Source organism: Silvania confinis (assembly GCF_025564085.1).
Classification (GTDB): Bacteria; Pseudomonadota; Gammaproteobacteria; order Enterobacterales; family Enterobacteriaceae; genus Enterobacter; species Enterobacter confinis.
In genome coordinates this window covers 680034-702270 of the sequence record NZ_JAMGZJ010000078.1, presented here as the reverse complement: position 1 = coordinate 702270, position 22237 = coordinate 680034, and the positions used below count along the sequence as shown (strand labels likewise).

Annotated in this window: 24 protein-coding genes; 10 read left to right on the top strand and 14 right to left on the bottom strand. The window is 53.4% G+C overall.

Annotation, left to right across the window (positions count from 1 at the left end):
- Nucleotide 1 precedes the first annotated feature (1 nt).
- On the bottom strand, nt 2–1930 hold the full coding sequence (thrS, locus tag M8013_RS21250; RefSeq protein WP_271269748.1) for a threonine--tRNA ligase: 1929 nt from the start codon (nt 1928–1930) through the stop codon (nt 2–4).
- Nucleotides 1931–2265: 335 nt separating this feature from the next.
- Here thrS and yncL point away from each other — a divergent pair, with 335 nt between their 5' ends.
- Entirely contained in the window at nt 2266–2358 is a 93-nt protein-coding gene (gene yncL / locus M8013_RS21245; protein WP_271269747.1) for a stress response membrane protein YncL, read from the top strand.
- A 198-nt stretch (nt 2359–2556) separates the two neighbouring features.
- Here yncL and M8013_RS21240 read toward each other — a convergent pair whose 3' ends face one another.
- Together M8013_RS21240 and M8013_RS21235 are read right to left on the bottom strand one after the other, a co-directional pair.
- Nucleotides 2557–2778 carry a hypothetical protein gene (locus tag M8013_RS21240; RefSeq protein WP_271269746.1) on the bottom strand — a complete coding sequence of 74 codons (222 nt, stop codon included), beginning with the start codon at nt 2776–2778 and terminating at the stop codon, nt 2557–2559.
- A gap of 255 nt (nt 2779–3033) precedes the next feature.
- Nucleotides 3034–3792 carry a DUF481 domain-containing protein gene (locus M8013_RS21235; RefSeq protein WP_271269745.1) on the bottom strand — a complete coding sequence of 253 codons (759 nt, stop codon included), beginning with the start codon at nt 3790–3792 and terminating at the stop codon, nt 3034–3036.
- A gap of 468 nt (nt 3793–4260) precedes the next feature.
- Between M8013_RS21235 and ghoS the strand changes: the two genes are divergently transcribed.
- Together ghoS and M8013_RS21225 are read left to right on the top strand one after the other, a co-directional pair.
- Entirely contained in the window at nt 4261–4551 is a 291-nt protein-coding gene (gene ghoS, locus M8013_RS21230; protein ID WP_271269744.1) for a type V toxin-antitoxin system endoribonuclease antitoxin GhoS, read from the top strand.
- Between the two features lie 105 nt (nt 4552–4656).
- Nucleotides 4657–5517, top strand: a complete 861-nt coding sequence (locus M8013_RS21225) for a fructosamine kinase family protein (RefSeq protein WP_271269743.1) — start codon at nt 4657–4659, stop codon at nt 5515–5517.
- Between the two features lie 39 nt (nt 5518–5556).
- On the opposite strand, the gene M8013_RS21220 is transcribed toward M8013_RS21225, so the two are convergent.
- Nucleotides 5557–6093, bottom strand: coding sequence for a YniB family protein (locus M8013_RS21220; protein ID WP_271269742.1), 537 nt, complete (start codon nt 6091–6093; stop codon nt 5557–5559).
- Nucleotides 6094–6240: 147 nt separating this feature from the next.
- Here M8013_RS21220 and hxpB point away from each other — a divergent pair, with 147 nt between their 5' ends.
- From hxpB to M8013_RS21200, 4 genes are all read left to right on the top strand, one after another.
- Nucleotides 6241–6909 carry a hexitol phosphatase HxpB gene (gene hxpB, locus M8013_RS21215; protein ID WP_271269741.1) on the top strand — a complete coding sequence of 223 codons (669 nt, stop codon included), beginning with the start codon at nt 6241–6243 and terminating at the stop codon, nt 6907–6909.
- A gap of 145 nt (nt 6910–7054) precedes the next feature.
- Nucleotides 7055–7816, top strand: coding sequence for a 2-dehydro-3-deoxy-D-gluconate 5-dehydrogenase KduD (gene kduD / locus M8013_RS21210; protein WP_271269740.1), 762 nt, complete (start codon nt 7055–7057; stop codon nt 7814–7816).
- Between the two features lie 94 nt (nt 7817–7910).
- Entirely contained in the window at nt 7911–8501 is a 591-nt protein-coding gene (locus tag M8013_RS21205; protein ID WP_271269739.1) for a metal-dependent hydrolase, read from the top strand.
- A 129-nt stretch (nt 8502–8630) separates the two neighbouring features.
- Nucleotides 8631–10022, top strand: coding sequence for an L-cystine transporter (locus M8013_RS21200; RefSeq protein WP_271269738.1), 1392 nt, complete (start codon nt 8631–8633; stop codon nt 10020–10022).
- 57 nt (nt 10023–10079) lie between these two features.
- On the opposite strand, the gene cedA is transcribed toward M8013_RS21200, so the two are convergent.
- Nucleotides 10080–10334: a cell division activator CedA gene (cedA, locus tag M8013_RS21195; RefSeq protein ID WP_271269737.1), complete on the bottom strand. Its 255-nt coding sequence runs from the start codon at nt 10332–10334 to the stop codon at nt 10080–10082.
- 198 nt (nt 10335–10532) lie between these two features.
- On the opposite strand from cedA, the gene katE reads away from it, so the two are divergent.
- On the top strand, nt 10533–12791 hold the full coding sequence (gene katE, locus M8013_RS21190; protein ID WP_271269736.1) for a catalase HPII: 2259 nt from the start codon (nt 10533–10535) through the stop codon (nt 12789–12791).
- 88 nt (nt 12792–12879) lie between these two features.
- Here the strand turns inward: katE and chbG are convergent, their stop codons facing one another.
- The 7 genes from chbG to osmE all read right to left on the bottom strand — a co-directional run bounded on the left by chbG (nt 12880) and on the right by osmE (nt 18716).
- Nucleotides 12880–13635, bottom strand: coding sequence for a chitin disaccharide deacetylase (chbG, locus tag M8013_RS21185; RefSeq protein WP_271269735.1), 756 nt, complete (start codon nt 13633–13635; stop codon nt 12880–12882).
- 11 nt (nt 13636–13646) lie between these two features.
- A complete protein-coding gene (locus M8013_RS21180; protein ID WP_271269734.1) occupies nt 13647–15002 on the bottom strand; it encodes a 6-phospho-beta-glucosidase in 1356 nt (451 codons plus the stop codon).
- 102 nt (nt 15003–15104) lie between these two features.
- On the bottom strand, nt 15105–15923 hold the full coding sequence (gene chbR, locus M8013_RS21175; RefSeq protein ID WP_271269733.1) for a transcriptional regulator ChbR: 819 nt from the start codon (nt 15921–15923) through the stop codon (nt 15105–15107).
- A gap of 26 nt (nt 15924–15949) precedes the next feature.
- Complete coding sequence (gene chbA / locus M8013_RS21170; RefSeq protein WP_271269732.1) at nt 15950–16297, bottom strand: PTS N,N'-diacetylchitobiose transporter subunit IIA; 348 nt, start codon at nt 16295–16297, stop codon at nt 15950–15952.
- Between the two features lie 46 nt (nt 16298–16343).
- Entirely contained in the window at nt 16344–17702 is a 1359-nt protein-coding gene (gene chbC, locus M8013_RS21165) for a PTS N,N'-diacetylchitobiose transporter subunit IIC (RefSeq protein WP_271269731.1), read from the bottom strand.
- An 83-nt stretch (nt 17703–17785) separates the two neighbouring features.
- The gene (chbB, locus tag M8013_RS21160; protein WP_271269730.1) at nt 17786–18103 is read right to left on the bottom strand and encodes a PTS N,N'-diacetylchitobiose transporter subunit IIB; all 318 of its coding nucleotides are present in this window, start codon (nt 18101–18103) and stop codon (nt 17786–17788) included.
- A gap of 271 nt (nt 18104–18374) precedes the next feature.
- On the bottom strand, nt 18375–18716 hold the full coding sequence (gene osmE / locus M8013_RS21155; protein ID WP_271269729.1) for an osmotically-inducible lipoprotein OsmE: 342 nt from the start codon (nt 18714–18716) through the stop codon (nt 18375–18377).
- Between the two features lie 232 nt (nt 18717–18948).
- On the opposite strand from osmE, the gene nadE reads away from it, so the two are divergent.
- A complete protein-coding gene (gene nadE, locus M8013_RS21150; RefSeq protein ID WP_271269728.1) occupies nt 18949–19776 on the top strand; it encodes an ammonia-dependent NAD(+) synthetase in 828 nt (275 codons plus the stop codon).
- Nucleotides 19777–19861: 85 nt separating this feature from the next.
- Nucleotides 19862–20749: an excinuclease Cho gene (gene cho, locus M8013_RS21145; protein WP_271269727.1), complete on the top strand. Its 888-nt coding sequence runs from the start codon at nt 19862–19864 to the stop codon at nt 20747–20749.
- On the opposite strand, the gene ves is transcribed toward cho, so the two are convergent.
- Nucleotides 20718–21275, bottom strand: a complete 558-nt coding sequence (ves, locus tag M8013_RS21140) for an environmental stress-induced protein Ves (RefSeq protein WP_271270175.1) — start codon at nt 21273–21275, stop codon at nt 20718–20720. The genes cho and ves overlap by 32 nt on opposite strands.
- A gap of 299 nt (nt 21276–21574) precedes the next feature.
- Nucleotides 21575–22066, bottom strand: coding sequence for an ATP-independent periplasmic protein-refolding chaperone Spy (gene spy / locus M8013_RS21135; protein WP_271269726.1), 492 nt, complete (start codon nt 22064–22066; stop codon nt 21575–21577).
- Nucleotides 22067–22237: the final 171 nt, after the last annotated feature.

The following is a 22237-nucleotide window of genomic DNA, read 5'->3' as shown; positions in this document are numbered from 1 at the left end:
CTTATTCCTCCAGTTGTTGAAGACTGCGGCTGCGAATCTCTTGTTGCAGCTTCTCAATCACTTCGTTTACGTCCAGGCTGCCCAGGTCTTTACCGCGGCGGGTGCGAACGGCAACTTTGCCTGATTCCACCTCTTTATCACCACAGACCAGCATATACGGGACCCGACGTAAAGTGTGCTCGCGGATTTTAAAGCCAATCTTCTCATTTCTCAAGTCCGCTTTTACGCGAATGCCCGCATTTTGTAGTTTCTGCGTCAATTCTTTAACGTAATCGGCCTGAGAATCAGTAATATTCATGACCACGACCTGCACTGGCGCCAGCCAGGTTGGGAAGAAGCCAGCGAATTCTTCGGTCAGGATGCCGATGAAGCGCTCCAGTGACCCCAGAATTGCGCGGTGAATCATTACCGGTACCTGACGCTCGTTGTCTTCGCCTACATAAGAGGCGCTCAGACGCTGAGGCAGGGAGAAGTCCAGCTGTACTGTACCGCACTGCCATGCACGATCGAGACAGTCATACAGGGTAAATTCAATTTTCGGACCGTAGAACGCGCCTTCACCCACTTGATACTCAAACGGGATGTTGTTCTCTTCCAGCGCGACTGCCAGATCCGCCTCAGCACGATCCCAGGTCTCGTCACTGCCGATACGTTTTTCCGGACGAGTTGAGAGTTTGACGACGATTTTCTCGAAGCCAAACGTGCTGTACATATCGTAGACCATACGAATACAGGCGTTTACTTCATCACGCACCTGCTCTTCTGTACAGAAGATATGGGCGTCATCCTGAGTAAAGCCACGTACACGCATCAGGCCATGTAGCGCACCTGACGGTTCGTTACGATGGCAACTACCGAACTCTGCCATACGCAGCGGCAGATCGCGATAGGATTTTAGACCTTGGTTAAAGATCTGAACGTGACCAGGGCAGTTCATCGGCTTAATGCAGTATTCACGGTTCTCAGAAGAGGTGGTGAACATCGCATCTTTGTAGTTGTCCCAGTGGCCGGTTTTTTCCCACAGCACACGGTCCATCATGAATGGGCCTTTGACTTCCTGATACTGATACGCTTTCAGCTTGGAGCGCACGAAGGTTTCCAGCTCGCGGAAGATAGTCCAACCGTCGTTATGCCAGAAGACCATACCCGGCGCCTCTTCCTGCATGTGATACAGGTCAAGCTGCTTACCAATTTTACGGTGGTCGCGTTTCGCCGCTTCTTCAAGACGCAGCAGGTAAGCGCTGAGAGCTTTTTTATCGGCCCATGCGGTACCGTAAATACGCTGCAGCATCTTGTTGTTGCTGTCGCCGCGCCAGTAAGCGCCTGCGATTTTCATCAGCTTAAAGTGATGGCAGAAACGCATGTTCGGCACGTGCGGTCCACGGCACATGTCGATGTATTCTTCGTGATGATACAAGCCAGGCTTGTCATCATGCGCGATATTTTCATCAAGAATAGAGACTTTGTAGCTTTCGCCACGCTTCACGAAGGTTTCACGCGCTTCGTGCCAGCTCACTTTCTTCTTGATGACGTCGTAATTGCTCTCGGCAAGCTCGTGCATCCGTTTTTCAAGCGCTTCGATATCTTCCTGGGTCAGCGTGTGATCGAGGTCAACGTCATAGTAGAAGCCGTTGTCGATAACCGGGCCGATGGCCATTTTGGTATTAGGCCACAGCTGTTTGATCGCATGACCTAACAGGTGCGCGCAAGAGTGACGAATGATCTCCAGACCATCTTCGTCCTTCGCGGTGATGATAGACAGCTTAGCGTCGTTTTCGATCAGATCGGAAGCATCAACCAGCTCACCATTGACACGGCCAGCGATAGTGGCTTTCGCCAGACCCGGACCGATATCCAACGCGACGTCCATTGGGCTAACAGCGCGGTCAAAATGGCGTTGGCTGCCATCAGGAAGAGTAATAACAGGCATTTTATATCCTTATTTGCAGTGGTGCCCCACACGTAAGAGCACATACAAAGAAAATAATCTTTGATTTACAATAGATTGCAGAACCATCTAACCAACAATCGTCAAATTGGCGCGCAATCAGGCACAGGATCGAAAATCAGATAAATGACAATTTACGATCAGCCTGCCAATGGTAACACTAACAAAAGGGTGAAAAAACCCTTTACGAGCAGATGAAAGGCTCTGGCACTTTTGTATGAGTTTGACCAGGAATGGTTGACAGCGACTCGCAATCCTTTTTCGCTGAGCTATTCTTGAACAGGTTGTTAAATAAACCCAGAATGAGGAGTAATAACATGAACGTATCCAGTCGGACCGTTGTCGTCCTGAACATTGTTTCTGCCACCGCGTTGATCATCATTCTGGCTGATAAATTTCAGTGGTTTTGAATGGATTCATCGCAAATCAGTTGAATCTTAAACCCTCCAGCGCTGTGGGTTTATTTTTATGTAAATTTATTTAGATATAAACTTACGTTTTAAATATATTAATGCGAAAAAATAAAATAAAAAAACCGGTACATCAGAATCCGGTTTTTAGTGGCAATATTCTGCCCGAAGGTGGTTCATTGTTCTTTAACGGGTCAATCAGGACCATTCACCGGCGACCAGTTTATGCACGTCGAATGCATCATCCATCGATTGCCCGGTAGACTGCGAGCCTGGTGCGATGTTCGAGCCAGCTTCTACGTCAGAGGCCTGGGTAATACCGACCTGGCCAGTCGTATTATCGATTGAATCAGCGGCAAAGACGCCGAATGATAGTGCAGACAGCACTATTGCTGCAGTAGCAGTTGTGATTTTATTCATAACGTTTATTCTCTTACTGAATTAATACAGACTCACTTAAGGCGATATTTAGCCTGTGATGATAGTGTAGATCTGGATCACACTTTTGCCTAGTCAAAATATTTATCAATTCGTGTCAAATAAACTGATTAATTAACAAAAAGAGGGATTATGGAGAGAATATGGAGATATCGGCTACCCGGTTATTTTAAAACACTGTTTATTATTTATCAGCACAAGAAATAAAAAGGGCCAATATAGATTGGCCCGACGCGATTACATTTTGTAGCCGAGAGATAAGGTCGTTCGACGATCGGTATGTTCGGGAGCCGACGCTGGCGGCTCGGAGTTCCAGGTGACGTTGTACGCCACTTTCAGGCCGAAATGGGCGTTAATCGCCACGTTCAGGGCGGTCTCAGAGTTCACCGTCGTGTCGTCAGCACCAAAGACTGAAACACCCTGGGTAAATTTGGTGTTATCCGAAACTTGCCATGCATAGGTACCGGACGCATAGCCTAACGGCTGCGTTTCATTATTACCATCGGTGTACTCGTCATAACGCACACCTGGACCGAATTCAAAACGGAAGCTGTGTACCGGACCGTTCAGGAACTGGCGACCGTAACCGGCCGTAGCAACATCACGCTGACGGTAACCGTTGTAGCGATCGGTCAACCAGCTTGCCTGGCCGAACAGGTAGTCAAAATCGGTCATGTTGTAACGGCTACGTCCGCCCACCGCATATTTCTCGGAAGAGCGCTCGTCGTTAGAAGAGGTGTTGCTGGCGTTACCCCACAGGGACCATGCGGTAGAAGTACCGTACCAGGTCAAGGTGGTGTCTGCGGTCAACGAGGAGCTTTTCGTGTTACCGGATTGCGCCAGATAGCCTGCGTTCAGGTTACCTTCAAAGGGTTTCTGTGCAGTGGAGGGATCATCCATGACAGTAAAAACGGAATCATCGGCGGATGCGTTCATTGACGCAAACACGCCTCCCGCCAGAATCATTGCAGCGGGTACTGTCTTTAAAAGCTTCATTTATAAAGAGTCCAACAACAAAAAAAGAGACCATTACGGTCCCGGAAACTTTCCAGAGGATCAATGCCATGAGATCAGCTGAAAGGTTACAAATTATAAAAAGGCTCAAATAACATAGCAATGATTTCTTGTTTCATTTTTGGAATAAGAACGATCTCAAACCTGCCGATTTATCATAAATAAAAGCCGCATCCTTGAAGTGGATTTATTCCTAAAATCATATTGTTATTCGCTTTACCTTGGTTCGGGGCCAGACTGATGGCTACCCCTAAGTTGAATTACCTCATCCTAACGCCTCAGCTTTGCCCTGCAGGAAAGTTACGCTACGGTATGTCTGGCCTTAAGCAGAAAAATATCGCGTACCTGGCAAAAACGTGACGATCGCTCTTTATGCTTAGCCGTACAGGGCGACAAATAGCCGTAATCGACTATGCTAAAAAAACTTTCGTGATAACAACGAGGTGAATTATGAGCAGTGGAGACATCACTCGTTACGTAGTAACCGTCAACATTCATGAAGACTCGCTGACCGAACTCAATGAAATCAATAACCATCTCACCCGAGGCGGGTTTTTAATGACCCTGACGGATGACGACGGCAATCTGCATGAGCTGGGGCCCCATACTTTTGGTTTACTCAGCCCCTTAAGTGAAGAAGAGGTCAAGGCGTTGGCCAGTGGCCTTGTTGAAAGCGCCACCGGAAAAGAGCCCAACATCGATATCACGACATGGGAAGACTGGCAAAAACAACAGCAATAAAGACCAGGAACGTATCCAAACGGCGCAGATGTGCGTTAGTTCGTGTTTTTTGACCATCGTTTTACGCTAACTTTATGATCTGGCAGACAACATGGGAGAGAGAGCATGTGGCAGGCTATCAGTCATCTTTTACGTGAACAACTGGGCGAAGGTGAAATTGAACTGCGTAACGAACTGCCCGGTGGCGAGATCCATGCCGCATGGCATCTGCGCTATGCGGGACGTGATCTTTTCGTTAAATGTGATGAACGCGAACTGTTACCCATCTTCACTGCGGAAGCCGACCAGTTGGAACTGCTCTCCCGCAGCAAAACCGTCAGAGTGCCCCAGGTCTGGGCGGTCGGCAGCGATCGTGACTACAGCTTCCTGGTGATGGATTTCCTTCCAACCCGTCCCCTCGATGCGCACAACGCCTTCATTCTTGGGCAACAGCTTGCCCGCCTGCATCAGTGGAGCGATCAGCCGCAGTTCGGACTGGATTTCGATAACGACCTCTCCACCACCCCACAGCCCAACGCCTGGCAACGACGCTGGTCGACTTTCTTTGCGGAACAGCGTATTGGATGGCAGCTGGAGCTGGCGGCAGAAAAAGGGCTGGAGTTTGGCAATATCGACGCCATTGTCGAGCACATTCAGCAACGGCTGGCCTCGCATCAGCCGCAGCCCTCGCTGCTGCACGGCGATTTATGGTCCGATAACTGCGCGCTGGGGCCGGATGGCCCTTACATTTTCGATCCGGCATGCTACTGGGGCGATCGCGAGTGCGATCTCGCCATGCTGCCGCTGCATCCTGAGCAGCCAACGCAGATTTACGACGGCTACCAGTCGGTATCGCCGCTCCCGGTCGATTTTTTACAACGTCAACCGGTCTATCAGCTCTATACGCTGATGAACCGTGCCATTCTGTTTGGTGGTGAGCATCTTATGATCGCGCAGAAAGCGCTGGAACGCGTGCTGGCGGCATAACACGTTGTTGCCGGGCAGTCATTGCCCGGCAACAGCGACTTACAGCAACCCAAGCAAAGAAAACAGGAAATACCCGGCAACGATCATCAGCACGGGCAGAACATACAGCGAGGATATTTGCAGGAAAATAGTGTGCTTCGGCACCACGATGCGCGCTTCAAGCTGCTCACGACTCAAGCCCTCTTCACCTTTCGCCTTCTCAAGAATGAGTTGATTCTCAATCCCTTCGCGCAGGAAGCGCGTCTGACGGCGCATACGTGCACCCGACGCCTGCAGGGCCAGGGCAATAAAGATCAGCGCATAAATAATCCAGAACCCGATATTGGCCCCGTGTTGAAAGTCGGGCGTCGGCGAGTTAAACCAGAAAAAGTTCAAAAACGGCGTGTTAAAGCGCGCCATCTCGATCATGACGTGGGCAAAATCGAGCATCACAGCATTAATGCCAGCTTGTTTCTCGCTGTGTTCGAAAATGAATTTCAATACAGAAATAATGGTCGAGATCACCGCCGGGATAAAAATTATCCAGCCCGCAATCTGTTTTAATAACGCTACACGTCCAGCTTGTTGATATGTCATCTGTTCCTCATCAATCAGGATGCTTCCTTTGTGGCTAAGTCTACCTGCTGGATATCATTTTCGCCCGCTCTTTACAGGTGATATGGTAAATTGCCCGAAATAAACAGAACTTACCCCTGCTAAAAACCAATGAAAGGAGAAGTTGCGATGTCGACGCCGCGTCAAATTGTTGCAGCCATTTTTGATATGGATGGATTACTGATCGATTCCGAGCCGCTGTGGGATCGTGCTGAGCTGGACATCATGGCAAGCCTTGGCGTGGATATCAGTCGCCGCAGCGAACTGCCCGATACGCTGGGACTGCGTATTGATATGGTGGTCGAGCTGTGGTTTGCCCACCAGCCGTGGAACGGCCCGAGCCGTGAAGAAGTAACGGATCGCATCATCAACCGGGCAATTACGCTGGTTGAAGAGAACCGCCCGCTGCTCGCCGGAGCGCGTGAGGCCATAGCGCTGTGCAAAGCGCAGGGGCTTAAAGTCGGGCTCGCCTCCGCCTCGCCGCTGCATATGCTGGAGAAAGTGCTGGCGATGTTCGATCTGCGCGACAGCTTTGATGCGCTGGCCTCGGCCGAAAAACTGCCGTACAGCAAGCCGCACCCGCAGGTGTATATGGATTGCGCCGCCAGACTCGGCGTTGACCCAACTGCCTGCGTCGCGCTGGAAGATTCGGTCAACGGCATGATCGCCAGCAAAGCCGCCCGCATGCGATCGATTGTCGTCCCGGCAGAAGAAAACCAACATGACGCCCGTTTTGCGCTGGCTGACGTTAAACTGCACTCCCTGCAGGGCCTTACTGTCGCCCATCTGCGCGGGTAATTTTTGTTTGCGGGCAGTGCAATATTGCCCGCAAACATGATCCATTTAATATTTTTGAAACATCATTTCATTTTTATTTGAATTTCTCAAGTGCTGCTTCTATGCTTACCTCAGAACGACAATAACCCTACATTCTGAGGTCGATATGATACTGGACGCCTTTAATCTCTCTGGAAAAGTTGCCATCGTAACCGGGTGTGATACCGGGCTGGGACAGGGCATGGCGCTGGGCCTGGCCGAGGCCGGCTGCGACATTGTGAGCGTGAACCGTCGAATTCCCGAAGAGACCGCCGCCGGGGTCAACGCGCTGGGGCGTCGGTTTTTCGCCATCCGGGCCGACCTCAGTCAGCAAACGGCAATCGACAGCATTGTCGCGCAGGCCGTTGCCGAGATGGGCCGGGTCGATATTCTGGTCAATAACGCCGGCACCATCCGTCGGGATGACGTGCTGACGTTCAGCGAAAAAGACTGGGATGACGTGATGAACCTGAACCTGAAATCGGTCTTTTTCCTGTCACAGGCGGTAGCTCGCCAGTTTATCCAGCAGGGGCAAGGCGGCAAGATTATCAATATTGCCTCGATGCTCTCCTTCCAGGGCGGGATCCGCGTTCCCTCTTACACCGCGTCCAAAAGTGGCGTGTTAGGCATCACCCGCCTGCTGGCGAACGAGTGGGCCCACCATGGGATTAACGTTAACGCCATTGCGCCAGGATACATGGCGACCAATAATACCCAGCAGTTGCGTGATGACGAAGAGCGCAGCAAAGCCATTCTCGACCGCATTCCGGCAGGACGCTGGGGCACCCCGAACGATCTGCAAGGCCCGGCGGTGTTTCTGGCCTCTTCGGCATCCGACTACATCAACGGCTATACCCTCGCCGTGGACGGTGGCTGGCTGGCGCGCTAACGCCGATTTGTGACAAAGAGTTACACCGTCACCTCTTCCGTCTACTGTATAAAATCCCTATACTGGATGAATTGACAGTTTAGTGGGTTTTATCATGACGGCGGAAGGTCATCTGCTCTTTTCTCTTGCCTGCGCAGTGTTTGCCAAAAACGCTGAGCTTACGCCTGTGCTGGCGCAAGGTGACTGGTGGCATATCGTGCCTTCGGCGGTCCTTACCTGTCTGCTGCCGGATATTGATCATCCTAAGTCGCTGCTCGGGCAGCGGCTGAAGTGGATCTCTAAACCCATTGCGCGCGCCTGCGGTCATCGCGGTTTTACCCATAGCCTGTTGGCGGTGTTTGCCGCCCTCACCCTCTTCTATTTAAAAGTGCCGGACAGCTGGCTGATCCCGGCCGATGCTATCCAGGGGATGGTGTTAGGTTACCTGAGCCATATTCTTGCCGACATGCTGACCCCGGCAGGCGTTCCCTTGTTGTGGCCCTGCCGCTGGCGTTTTCGCCTGCCGATCCTGCGGCCGCAAAAAGGCAACCAGCTCGAGCGTGCGCTGTGCATGGCGCTGTTCGCCTGGGCTGTGTGGATGCCGCAGACGCTGCCCGAAAATGGTGCAGTGCGCTGGTCCTCGCACATGATTAATTCGCTGCAATTTCAGTTCAACCGCTTCATTCATCATCAGATTGAGCAGTAATTGGACGAAGCTGGCTGATTTTGCATAAACCATTCCATTTGGATATAAGCGTGTTTTCTCACTTCTGATAACCTTGCGCCAACACGATCGGACTCAATACCGATCTGATAATAAATCAGGAGAACGGGGATGAATTTTCCATTAATCGCGAACATTGTGGTGTTCGTGGCTTTGCTATTTTTGCTGGCGCAGACGCGTCACAAGCAGTGGAGCCTGGCTAAAAAGGTGCTGGTCGGTCTGGCGATGGGCGTGGTCTTTGGCCTGGCATTGCAGGCTATTTACGGCTCCAGCAATCCGGTACTGAAAGACTCTATTCAGTGGTTTAACATTGTCGGTAACGGCTATGTTCAGCTGCTGCAGATGATTGTGATGCCGCTGGTGTTTGCCTCTATTCTGAGTGCAGTGGCCCGTCTGCATAACGCTTCCCAGTTGGGTAAAATCAGCTTCCTGACCATCGGCACTCTGCTGTTTACCACGTTGATTTCCGCGCTGGTCGGTGTGCTGGTCACAAACCTGTTTGGCCTGACCGCAGAAGGTCTGGTTCAGGGTACCGCTGAGACGGCGCGTCTGACCGCCATTGAAACCAACTATGTGGGCAAAGTTGCGGACCTGTCCGTGCCGCAGATGGTGCTCTCCTTTATCCCGAAAAACCCGTTTGCCGATCTGACCGGTGCTAATCCAACGTCAATCATTAGCGTGGTGATTTTCGCTGCCTTCCTCGGCGTGGCCGCGCTGAAGCTACTGAAAGACGATGCCCCGAAAGGCGAGCGCGTCCTGACCGCCATCGATACCCTGCAGAGCTGGGTAATGAAACTGGTGCGTCTGGTGATGCAGCTGACCCCGTACGGCGTGCTGGCGCTGATGACCAAAGTGGTTGCCGGTTCTAACCTGCAGGACATCATCAAGCTGGGCAGCTTCGTGGTCGCCTCCTACCTCGGTCTGGGCATCATGTTTGTGGTACACGGCATTCTGCTCGGCGTGAATGGTGTCAGCCCGCTGAAATTCTTCCGTAAAGTCTGGCCGGTACTGACCTTTGCCTTTACCAGCCGCTCCAGCGCCGCCTCGATTCCATTGAACGTGGAAGCGCAGACCCGTCGTCTGGGCGTGCCAGAATCTATCGCCAGCTTCTCCGCCTCGTTTGGCGCGACCATCGGTCAGAACGGCTGTGCGGGTCTCTACCCGGCAATGCTGGCGGTGATGGTAGCCCCAACGGTCGGTATTAACCCGCTGGATCCGGTGTGGATTGCGACGCTGGTCGGGATTGTAACCGTGAGCTCTGCCGGGGTAGCCGGTGTCGGTGGTGGCGCGACCTTCGCAGCACTGATCGTCCTGCCTGCGCTCGGCCTGCCGGTGACGCTGGTGGCCCTGCTGATCTCCGTTGAGCCACTGATTGACATGGGCCGTACCGCCCTGAACGTGAATGGCTCCATGACCGCAGGTACGCTGACCAGCCAGTGGCTGAAGCAGACCGACAAAACGATTATGGACAGCGAAGAACATGCGGATCTCGCGCACCGTTAATCGCCCGTAGCGTTAAAAAAACCGCCTTCAGCAATGAAGGCGGTTTTTTATTGGCTGTTATTCATCAACCTCTTCTTCCTGGCGGACCTGTGCCGCCCAGCGCTGGGCCGCCTCCGGCACGTTAAACGTCGGCGAACGGCGGAAACGCTCTCCCATCAGCACAAACGCAACATACTTGCCGCGCAGCAGCCAGACGTCACGAAACCCATCCAGCTTGGTGGCGTGTTCAGGTGGCGCGGGTTCCACGCGGGGTCGATAACTAATAACAACACGATTTTGTTGGCGATGAGGTTTCATAAGCGACGGGTTCACTAAAGCAAACTCAAAATTCAGTAAATTCCTATGATAGCGGATTGGCCCCCCGGCGTCGCGCCCTGCGTGCCTTGCGCGGAGTCAGCGGCAGGAAGAAATCGGGGGATCCCCCGGCCGGCCGCCGTCATTGTTCTATAGTTATTGAGTTTTGACGCAATAACGACCGCGTTTCAGCAATGAAAACAGGAGACGAGTGCAATGTCGCAAAAAGATAAGACCCATAAGCCACAGCAATCACCGGTTCATGATGATACCGAATCAAAACCCGGCCTGGACTCGCTGGCCCCTGAGGATGGTTCCCACCGCGCGACGCCGACCCCTACGCCCCCCGGTCAGGAGCCAACGGCGCCGGGCAGCCTGAAGGCGCCGGACGTCGACAATGATAAGCTCACGTCGCTGGAGGACGTGCGCAAAGGCGGAGAGAACTTTCCGCTCACCACCAACCAGGGAGTGCGCATCGCGGACGATCAAAACTCGCTTCGAGCCGGTTCACGTGGCCCGACCCTGCTGGAAGACTTTATCCTGCGCGAGAAGATCACCCATTTTGACCATGAGCGCATCCCGGAACGTATCGTCCACGCGCGCGGTTCCGCCGCCCACGGCTATTTCCAGCCGTATAAGAATCTGAGCGCATTGACCAAAGCCGATTTTCTCTCCGACCCGAAGAAGACCACCCCCGTTTTCGTACGCTTTTCCACGGTTCAGGGCGGAGCGGGTTCCGCCGATACGGTGCGGGATATCCGCGGTTTTGCCACCAAGTTTTATACCGAAGAGGGGATTTTTGACCTCGTCGGCAACAATACGCCGATCTTCTTTATTCAGGACGCGCACAAGTTCCCCGACTTTGTTCATGCGGTAAAACCTGAGCCTCACTGGGCGATCCCGCAAGGCCAGAGCGCCCACGACACCTTTTGGGATTACGTCTCGCTCCAGCCGGAAACCCTGCATAACGTGATGTGGGCAATGTCCGACCGCGGCATTCCGCGCAGCTATCGCACCATGGAAGGATTTGGTATTCACACCTTCCGGCTGATTAACGCCGACGGGAAAGCGACGTTCGTGCGTTTCCACTGGAAGCCAGTGGCAGGCAAAGCCTCGATGGTGTGGGACGAGTCGCAAAAGCTGACCGGACGAGACCCGGACTTCCACCGCCGCGAGCTGTGGGAAGCCATCGAAGCGGGTGATTACCCGGAATATGAACTGGGCTTCCAGCTGATCCCGGAAGAGGACGAATTCAAATTTGATTTTGATATCCTCGACCCGACCAAGCTGATCCCCGAGGAACTGGTGCCGGTCCAACTGGTGGGTAAAATGGTGCTCAACCGTAACCCGGACAGTTTTTTTGCCGAGAACGAACAGGTGGCGTTCCACCCAGGCCATATCGTGCCGGGAATGGACTTCACCAACGACCCGCTGTTACAGGGGCGTCTGTTCTCCTATACCGACACGCAAATCAGCCGCCTGGGCGGGCCTAATTTCCACGAAATCCCGATTAACCGCCCGACCTGCCCGTACCATAATTTCCAGCGGGACGGGATGCACCGCATGGAGATTGACACTAACCCGGCGAACTACGAGCCGAACTCGATCAACGATAACTGGCCGCGAGAAACACCTCCTGGCCCGAAACGCGGTGGATTTGAGTCGTATCAGGAGCGTGTCGAAGGGACAAAAATCCGTGAACGTAGCCCCTCCTTTGGCGAGTATTATGCCCATCCGCGACTGTTCTGGCAGAGCCAGACGCCCGTGGAGCAGGAGCATATTATTGGCGCATTCAGTTTTGAGCTGAGCAAAGTGGTGCGGGCCTATATTCGCGAGCGGGTGGTCGATCAGCTAGCGCATATTGACGTCACCCTTGCGCAGGGCGTGGCGGATAACTTAGGGCTTACCCTCAGCGACGAGCAGTGCAACATCGCACCGCCAAAAGCGGTCAACGGGGTGAAAAAAGATCCGTCGCTCAGCCTGTATGCCGTTCCCGGCGGCAATATTAAGGGCCGGGTGGTGGCGGTACTGCTGAACGACAGCGTCCGGGCTGCAGACGTGTTAGCGGTGCTGAAGGCGCTGAAAGCCAAAGGCGTACACGCCAAACTGCTCTACTCGCGGATGGGCGATGTGACCGCTGACGATGGTTCGGTTCTGCCGGTTGCCGCGACCTTTGCCGGATCGCCGTCGTTGACGGTGGACGCGGTGATCGTGCCGGGCGGAGATATTAACAGTCTGCTCAGTAACGGCGATGCGGTCTATTACCTGCTCGAAGCCTATAAGCACCTTAAGCCGATTGCGCTGGCCGGTGACGCCCGACAGTTTAAAGCGCGGTTGAACGTGGCCGATAAAGGCGAAGAAGGGATTATCGAGGGTGATAGCGCCGACAAGGCGTTTATGAACGATCTGCTGTCACTGCTCGCCGCGCACCGCGTCTGGTCGCGCAGCAGTAAAATCGCCGCCATCCCGGCATAAAAAAAACCGGGTGGCGCTTGCGCTTACCCGGCTTGGTTTATATTGGATATTGCTGGCCGGGTAAGGCGAAGCCGCCACCCGGCATTTCTTACAGATCCCTGAACGTTCCCAGACGATACCCGCGCTCAGCAATCGCATATTTCAGCGACGCCGAGGTTAGAACATCGACCTCCGCCAGCCGCGGCCAGCAGTAAGCACTTTTACGGATCGTGTTATCGATAAAGGCCGGATGCGCCATCACCTCCAGCGAACGTTCTCCATTATGTACCGAACTGTCCAGCACGCTTAAAAACAGCGCTTCGCTGATCTCATCGCCGTAGAAACCGCTGCTGAATCCCTCGGTAGAAGGCGGCAGATCGGTCATCTCGTTAAGCACGTCTTCATCACGCACTACCCGCAGCGCGATCCCCTTACGCCGGGCAAACTCAGCCACCAGCGGGAAGATCGCCGGGATCATATGCACGTGGTGATGGCTATCAATGTGCGTCGGTTCGCGGCCAAACAGATCGACAAAGCGATTAAACTGGCAGTCCAGCTCGCGGGCAATTTCATCCAGCGGCAGCGTGCCCTGTTCTGCCATGCTCCAGATCCATTTCCCCAGCATGCCGTCCCGCGTCAGGGACGGCATCGAGGTCAGCGGAATGCCGAGGGTCAGGACAAAGTGCATCCCGACGCCGAGCGCAGGCAGATCCCGGCTGAGCGCGACGGCATGGTCAATGGCGTCGCCGTTGACCAGTGCCGTTGCCGAGGTCACTACCCCGTGCCGACAGGCCTCCGCGATGCCGTAGTTTTGCCCCTTCGACAGGCCAAAGTCATCGGCATTAACGATCAGCAGATATTCCATCGCGATCCCTCTCAGCGCTGCTCGCTTTTCAGTTTATCGACGGCGGCCGCAAAGTTCGGCAGCCATTTCTCATGGGCCAGAATCAGCTCCCGTGCCAGCAGTTCGGCATCGCGATCGGATTGCACCAGCGGGCTCAGGTTCAGCGCCAGCAGGACGTCGTTTAGCTCGCCGCTGAGTGCTGCATTACTCGCTGCCACTTCAAAACCCTTGATGGTGTGGATCAGGCCCATTACTTTGTCATCGAAATGGGTCAGACGTGGATGCGGTTTCGCCCCGTCACGGCCCAGAATGCAGGTCATCTCGACCGCCCAGTCTGCCGGGATGTTGTCGATGTGGCCGTGGTGCGGCACGTTGACGTAATGCTCGGCCTGCTTGTCATTGTAGATGGCGTTGATCACTTCGCAGGCCGCATCGGAGTAGTACGCTCCCCCACGCTGCTCCAGCTCTTTCGGTTTGACGTTGAGGTCAGGATTTTTATACAGCTCGAACAGCTGCTTCTCGACCTTCTGCACCACCTGCGCACGGGCACCGCCTTTATAGTACTCGCCCATCTCAATCGCCAGCATCTCTTTCAGCTTGAAGTAATACAGCAGGTAGGAGCACGGCAGCAGATTGAGCGAGCGGATCAGCCCTTCGCTAAACGGCAGGTCGAAGATGTTTTTTACCGTGCTGGCTTTCAGGCTGCCGCTGGCAACGCCATCCAGCAGTTCAGCAAAGCGTGACTGGCCGTTGACCAATACGTCTTTGATAAAGACCATGTGGTTAAGGCCAAACAGGTCAATAGAGAGATCGTCGTTGTCGGTCAGCGCCAGCACGTCGCGGATAAACATCTTCATGCCAATCGGAATGTTGCACACGCCGATAAAGCGTTTGAAGCCGGTATGGCGATAGACCGCTTCAGTCACCATCCCGGCCGGGTTGGTAAAGTTGATCACCCACGCCTGCGGGCAAATTTCTTCAACATCTTTAATGATGTCGAAAATCACCGGAATAGTACGCAGCCCTTTAAACAAACCGCCTGCGCCGTTGGTCTCCTGACCGAGGTAGCCGTGGCTGAGGGGGATCCGCTCATCCAGCTCGCGGGCTTTAAGCTGGCCGACGCGCAGCTGAGTGGTGACGAAATCGGCATCTTTGAGCGCCTCACGGCGATCCAGCGTTTTATGCACGGTTAACGGCACGCCCGCTTTATTCACCATCCGCTGACAGAGGTCAAAAATAATATCGAGCTTCTCCTGCCCTTCTTTGACATCCACCAGCCATAATTCGCTGACCGGTAATTCATGATAACGCTTGAGGAATCCTTCCAGTAATTCTGGGGTATAACTGCTTCCGCCGCCGATGGTCACTACTTTCAGTTTTTTTTGCATACTATTCTCCCTGGGAGATGCGCTATTTATGTATAGCGATCCCTTCCCTCGCGATGAGGGTAAGCATTGAAATCGATATTCCCGACGATAAGTCGCCGGGCGTTAATTTATAACCGTCAGGTTCTTCCGGTAGCTGTTAGGGGTAAATGAGGTTAATTTCTTGAAGGTTTTAATAAACAGACTCGGGCTGCTATAACCGGACTCATAAGCAATATCCGTCACCGAATAATTGGTGATCTCCAGCTGTTTCTTCGCAAAATTAATCCGAATTTCATTAATAATTTGCACCGGTGTTTTCTGGTAATAACGCTGGGTGGCGCGCGTCAGATACTCCTGCGACTTACCGGACAGCGAAACCATATTCTCCAGCGCGTTATCACCAAAGCACAGTTTGTCGTGCATTCCCTCTACGGTGCTGCGCAACCACTGAGGGACATCGTCCGTCTCCTGCTGCTCTTCGCGATAATGGCGTAAGCGGTTGATGACGTAGAAGGTCACCGTTTCGATGAATTCGTCAAACTCATTGTCGCGAAAGTTAAGCGAGGCAATAACGGTCTCAATCCAGGTCAGGAATTCACTTTTAATGTGATAAACCTGCGACGCGACAAAGCAGAACGGCACCAGCGGGGAGTAATGGGTCTCGAAAAAGCGCTTGCTGACGCCCACGTTCAGAATGCGGGTGGCACCAAATTCATACAGGCTCTGATGATGCGAACCCAGCGGGATAAAGACAAAATCGCCCCGCTCCAGCAGTACGCGCTTGCCGTTGATCTCCTGGAAATAGCGGCCAGTCAGCACAATGGTGAACTCATAATAGTCATGCTGATGCAGACCACTGATGCTTTCCACCTTGTTGTAGATAAACACATGAAAATTTTTACCATTGAACAACTGCAGTTCCTGGGCGGTATTGATTTCCATCGCGCTGACCTCCTGCTAAACCTGACTTATTGAATTTTCTCGTGAAGTTCGATGAGTTCCGCCACCAGCTCACGCGCCAGCATCGAGGTCATCAGATGGTCCTGTGCGTGTACCAGCACCAGGCTCACCTTCATTTTACCCTCACCTTGATCGCTTTCGATCAGTTTTGTTTGTACCAGGTGCGCTTCGTTCAGCGCGGTGCGGGATTCAGCCATCATCGCTTTTGCGGCATCAAAGTCGCCCAGCTTGGCCTTTTTCAGGGCGGCATACGCCAGGCTGCGCGCCTGCCCTGAGTTAATAATAAGACCCATCACCACTTCTTCCAGGTCGTTTTCGACAACGTCTTCTGCAACCGCATTCTCTAAATCAAACATCTCTTTCACTCCTGTGATGGCGCGGGTTGCCCCGCGCCGGGTGATATTAGAACTTAAGGGCCAGAGCGATCTCTTCTTCGCTTTGCTCTTCATCAATGGTGGTCTGCGCTTTGTTGGCGATAACCACGAATGGCATGTACAGCAGGGTAGCGACACCGAGGTTGAACATCGCCACCAGGAAGGCCGCTACGCTGCCGTTGGTGTTGAAGAACGCGCCCAGACCCGGTGGCATCGTCCACGGTGCAATGTTGGTTACCGGTGGAATAATGCCCAGATAGTAGGCCGTCAGGGTAATGGCTGCCAGCAGCGGCTGCACCAGTACGAACGGAATAAACATCACCGGGTTCATGATAATCGGCAGACCAAACAGGATCGGCTCGTTAATCTGGAAGATGCCTGACGGCAGTGCCAGCTTGGCCACCTGACGGTGATCGGCACGGCGGGAGGTGATAAATACCGCGATAATCAGACCCAGCGTCGCCCCGGTACCGCCCAGGAAGATGTAGGAGTCGAGCATCGGTTTCGCCCAGACGTGGAAGGTTTTACCTGCCGCCAGCGCCGCATCTACGGAGCCGTACTGCTGATAAAGCGCCACGTTTTCCAGCGCCCACGGGGTCATGATGCCGCTGTCCAGCGCCGCCAGCGCCAGGGAACCGTGCACACCAAAGAACCACAGCAGGGAGGTAAAGATAACGTAGGCCCAGCCCACCACGCCACCCATCGACGCCAGCGGCGTAGAGATGGTGTCCATGATAATCTGGTGGAAGTTGGTGCCCCAATGCGACAGCGCCCAGGCAACCGTCCCCATGATGGAGAGGATAATAAAGCCAGGGATCAGCGCCGAGAAGGAACGCGATACCGACTCAGGCACGCTGTTCGGTAAGCGGATCACCCAGTTGCGACGAATGATAAAGGTAAACATCTCCGCCACGACCAGACCAATCACAATACCCGAAATAATGTTCGCCCCGCCCAGCCAGTTCGCCCCCACGGCATAGGCTTCACCCACGCTGTATGGCGTCACGGTCATAAAGGCAGCGACGGATAATAAACCGGCAGCCAGCGGATCGACTTTACGCTCTTCGGCCAGCGCCATCCCAATAAAGAAAGGGGCCATCAGCGACATAATACCCAGTGTACCGTTGTACACATTGCCGCCGATAGCCTTGAAACCATTAAGCGTTTCAATAGTCGAGGGATCTAAACGGATACCTAATGAGTAGAAAAAAGAACCATCACCGAAGCTCAGAAAAACGTTATTAATTAAAACGAACATTGCCCCCGCCAGGGTTAACGGCATAACCTTAATAAAACCGTTTTTAATGGCGTTGACATGCGGTTGCTTTCCTATTTTAACTGCAAAAGGAAGGAGTACCTTTTCAAGTGCACCAATGAATCCACTCATAGAATAATACCCTTAAATGCCGCAATAATATTGCGGCGTAAGTGTGTGTGAAATAGCTCTTTGACGGGAAAAATAAAAATAAATTAATTAGCAGCTTTTTTAATCGCTGCAACAGCAGCTTTAAGAACACCCAAACCATCAATTTTGCCGTACAGCGCAGAATCGATCACTTCAACCGGTTTATTCGGCAACAAACGCTGAATCTCAGGCAGCATATAGGCAATTTGCGGTCCCAGCAGAACCACATCGGCACGGGGACCTTTTTCACCTGCCAGCGTTTCAGGGAACGCTTCAATTACAACGGGAACTTCGTACTTTTCAGCCTGCGCACGCATCTTCGACACCAGCAGTGACGTTGACATGCCCGCCGAGCAGAACAGATAGATATGTTTCTTTTCCATAGTCGCTTCCCTCTTATATGCTCACCGCTTTCGCCGCGATACCAGCGCTCTCCTGTCGGTGTCATCGCTGGCGTATCTGATGGATTCAGTATACGGCAACCGATTTGCCACCGATAATCCCTGACAATTTGCAATTGTCTCTCATTGACCTGCGGTTATGACTCCCTTCACATTTTAGGTAAATAATTCGCGCAAAGAAATAAGATTGTTGAGGGCAATAAAAAAACCGGCCAGTTGGCCGGTTTGTCTGTGTGCTCAGGAAAGGGTGTTATCAGGCTTTTGGCGCCTGCGGATCTGTATCGTATTCCGCACAGGTCTGGTAGCCCGAGTTAATCACGTGGCCCGTATCATCGAGTGCCACAAAGTAGGTTTGTGCTTTACCATCCCGTTGACCGAGGATGTAAGTCTGGCAGGTACCACGCGCGTGAACCATCGTCACTTCGGATGACGGTTTACCGGCAACCTGCATCACCTGGGCACGGCTCATGCCTTTTTTAACGTCTTTTACGACGGGCTCTTTAAATTGATCGGTAGTACGATCGTAAGCGGTACACCCTGCCAGCAAAGTCAATACTGCCGCTGCACCCACCATTCCTGCGATATTTTTGTTCATATTCCGTCCTCTTGTTTATCAGCGTGTTATGTAAGCCTGGAATAGAAAATCACTTTTTTCAACCTCCAGCGCAGCGGCAGAAGTTTTTCGGAAAATTCTAATCACAGAACGATAAGCTGCTGAATCGACGCATTTCGCCTTTCATAGAAATGTGATCCTTGTCGTTTCACGCCTGACGGGTTAGCTTTAACGGAACATTCATCAGGCAAATTTGCGTACAGGGAGGGGCTTTATGGCTCTGCAACAAGAGATTATTCAGGCGCTGGGTGTCAAACCCGCCATCAATGCGGAAGACGAGATCCGCCGCAGCGTTGATTTTTTGAAGTCCTATCTACAAACCTACCCGTTTCTGAAATCCCTGATCCTCGGCATCAGCGGGGGCCAGGATTCCACCCTCGCCGGAAAGCTCTGCCAGTTGGCCATCGCTGAGCTGCGCGAAGAGACGGGTAATGAAGCGCTGCAGTTTATTGCCGTCCGCCTGCCCTATGGCGTACAGGCCGACGAACAGGACTGTCAGGACGCCATCGGCTTTATTCAGCCGGATCGGGTGCTGACGGTCAATATTAAGAGCGCCGTGCTGGCCAGCGAGCAGGCATTACGCGAGGCGGGCCTTGAGCTGAGCGATTTTGTACGCGGCAACGAAAAAGCCCGCGAGCGCATGAAAGCCCAGTACAGCATTGCCGGGATGACCAGCGGCGTAGTGGTCGGCACCGACCATGCGGCGGAAGCGCTGACCGGCTTCTTCACCAAGTACGGCGACGGCGGCACCGACATTAATCCGCTGTTCCGTTTGAACAAGCGTCAGGGCAAGCAGTTGCTGGCCGTGCTGAACTGCCCGGAGCATTTGTATAAGAAAGCCCCTACTGCCGATCTGGAAGACGATCGTCCTTCCCTGCCTGATGAAGCCGCACTGGGGGTCACTTATGAAAATATCGATGATTATCTGGAAGGTAAGCGGCTGGATGAAGGCACCGAACGTATTATCGAAGGCTGGTATCTGAAGACTGAACACAAACGCCGCCCGCCGATTACGGTGTTCGACGATTTCTGGAAACGTTAATTCTGCTGAGGCGGCACCCGTCGCCTCTTTTTTAACCACCGCACAGCTGCTACACTGTATGCCTGAACAGTATCAGGAGTACGTTGTGAGCAGGCGTCAATCGGCACCGCGGCTAGAGTTTGAAGCCGCCGCCATCTATGAATATCCCGAACATCTACGACCCTGGCTTGAAGCGCTGCCCAAACAGCCCGGCGTCTATTTTTTCCATGGCGACAGTGACGCCATGCCGCTGTATATCGGCAAAAGCGTCAATATTCGCAGCCGGGTGCTGTCGCATCTGCGCACCCCTGACGAAGCGGCCATGCTGCGCCAGTCCCGACGCATCAGCTGGACGCAAACCGCCGGTGAGCTGGGCGCATTGCTGCTGGAAGCCCGCTTAATCAAGGAACAGCAGCCGCTGTTCAATAAGCGTCTGCGCCGCAACCGGCAGCTGTGCTCATTGCACATCAGTGAGGGGAAACCGCAGGTGGTGTATGCCCGCGAGGTGGATTTTTCGCACACCCCGAACCTGTTTGGCCTTTTCGCCAACCGTCGGGCGGCGCTGCAAACACTCCAGACGCTCGCTGACGAACGTCAGCTCTGCTACGGCCTGCTGGGTCTGGAGTCGGTGAGCCGGGGCCGGGCCTGCTTCCGTTCAGCCCTGAAGCGCTGCGCCGGTGCCTGCTGCGGGAAAGAGAGCGTTGAGGATCATCAGCAGCGTTTAGTCGAGGGGCTACAGGCGATTGGCATCACCTGTTGGCCGTGGGACAGCGCCGTTGCGTTGAAAGAGTCGCGCGCGGAGATGACCCATTTTCACATCATTCATAACTGGCTATGGCTGGGCGCAGTAGAAACCCTGGACGAGGCGACGGAACTGCTCCGCGCGCCCTCTGGTTTTGATCAGGATGGCTATAAAATTCTCTGCAAGCCGTTGCTGACGGGCAACTACGAAATCATTCCGCTCAGTGACCTGGCAGCCAAACGATCTCGCTGAACAGCAGCTCACCTTCCGCTTTCAGCAGGCGCAGCGTATGTTCGCCCTCGTGCCAGTAAGCGCCCTGATCGGCGGTGAGCAGCTTTTCACCCAACTGCCACGCACCGCTCAGCACAAACACCACCCCACCGCGCGAGGCAAACGTGGTAAAAGTGCGATCCGCCACCCGGACTTTCGCCTGACAGCGATCCCGGCGGGTCAAAATATTTAAATCCATCGACATGCGCCCTTCCGTCAGCTGCGCTTTGACCGGCAGGTCTCCGGCAAAGCTAAAAGGCTGATGACGCCTGAGCGTATGTTTAAATGCGCCCCCGCCGTCCAGGCTCACTTCTCCTCCCTCAAGCAGGGTGATCACCCGGTCAACGCCCGGAAAGGTCGAAAACTCGCCGTTGCTGGCGATGGACGCAATACTGGCTCGCCAGGTAAAGTCCCGGGTTGCAGGAGGAAAACAACATATTTCTCGTGTCTCGCCGGCCCCATTTCGCCAGAGGTTGACCGGCATTTTGCGAATATCAAAGAACTCCATCATCACTCCTGAAGGGCGCAATACGCGCCAGAGCGGCTCGCGCAGGGCGAGTCGCTTTTCGATTGTTATCATTAGATCAGTCCAGATGCATTATCGGCAGGTGTGCAGAAAGGCCTTAGTATGATGATCAATAAAAATCGCTAACATCATAACTATTAAGCACATTCAGAAAACCGACTACAGGAGAATACCGCGCTGGCGGCGGCTGGCAAGAGGGGCAGAAAGAAAAAACCGCCGGACCTGTCCACAGCGAATTCGCTTTCGTGAACAGGATCCGGCGGTCTTGAATGTTTAACGGCTTATTCAGCAGGCGCGTCCATTTTACCTTCCGGCGCATGACGTTCTGTCAGACGCTTCTCAAAATTGGCATTAAACTGTTTTTTCTGATCGGGAGTCAGAATGTTGTAAAGCTTGTTCTGGGTTTCCATGTGCGCCAGCATGCGGGTTTTATGCTGCTCGGCCATCTTATCGACCTGCGCCTGGGCTTTTGCTTTATCGAAGCTGTCGCTGGCAACAATGTCATGCATTGCGCGGCGCTCTTCCAGCGGCGGACGTTTCATCTGGTCGCGCTGCGCTTTCATAATGTCGCGGACCTGCTGTTTCTGCGCATCGGTCAGGTTGAGGTCTTTAAACATCATCTCATGATGCATACCCGGCTTACCTTTATGATGCATCATTTTGCTTTCGGTCGGTGCAGCAGTGGTCGTGGTCGCGATATCTGCGGCGAACGCCGCGCTGGTAGCGCCCAGAGCCAGGGTAGAGGCAACAAACAGTGCAGTTAATTTACGCATAATTTTGTTCTTCCTTTCAGTTATTCTTCGGCGCTATGCCGTGTTGACGGGATTAACTTTACGGGGTTTATCGTCAATAAGTCAGAGCAACGGTAAAACAATGAAAGTGTAAAAAACACTTTATCGCCAAATGTGGAGAAAATAAGGAAAAAGAGTGGAGAGTTGCAACAA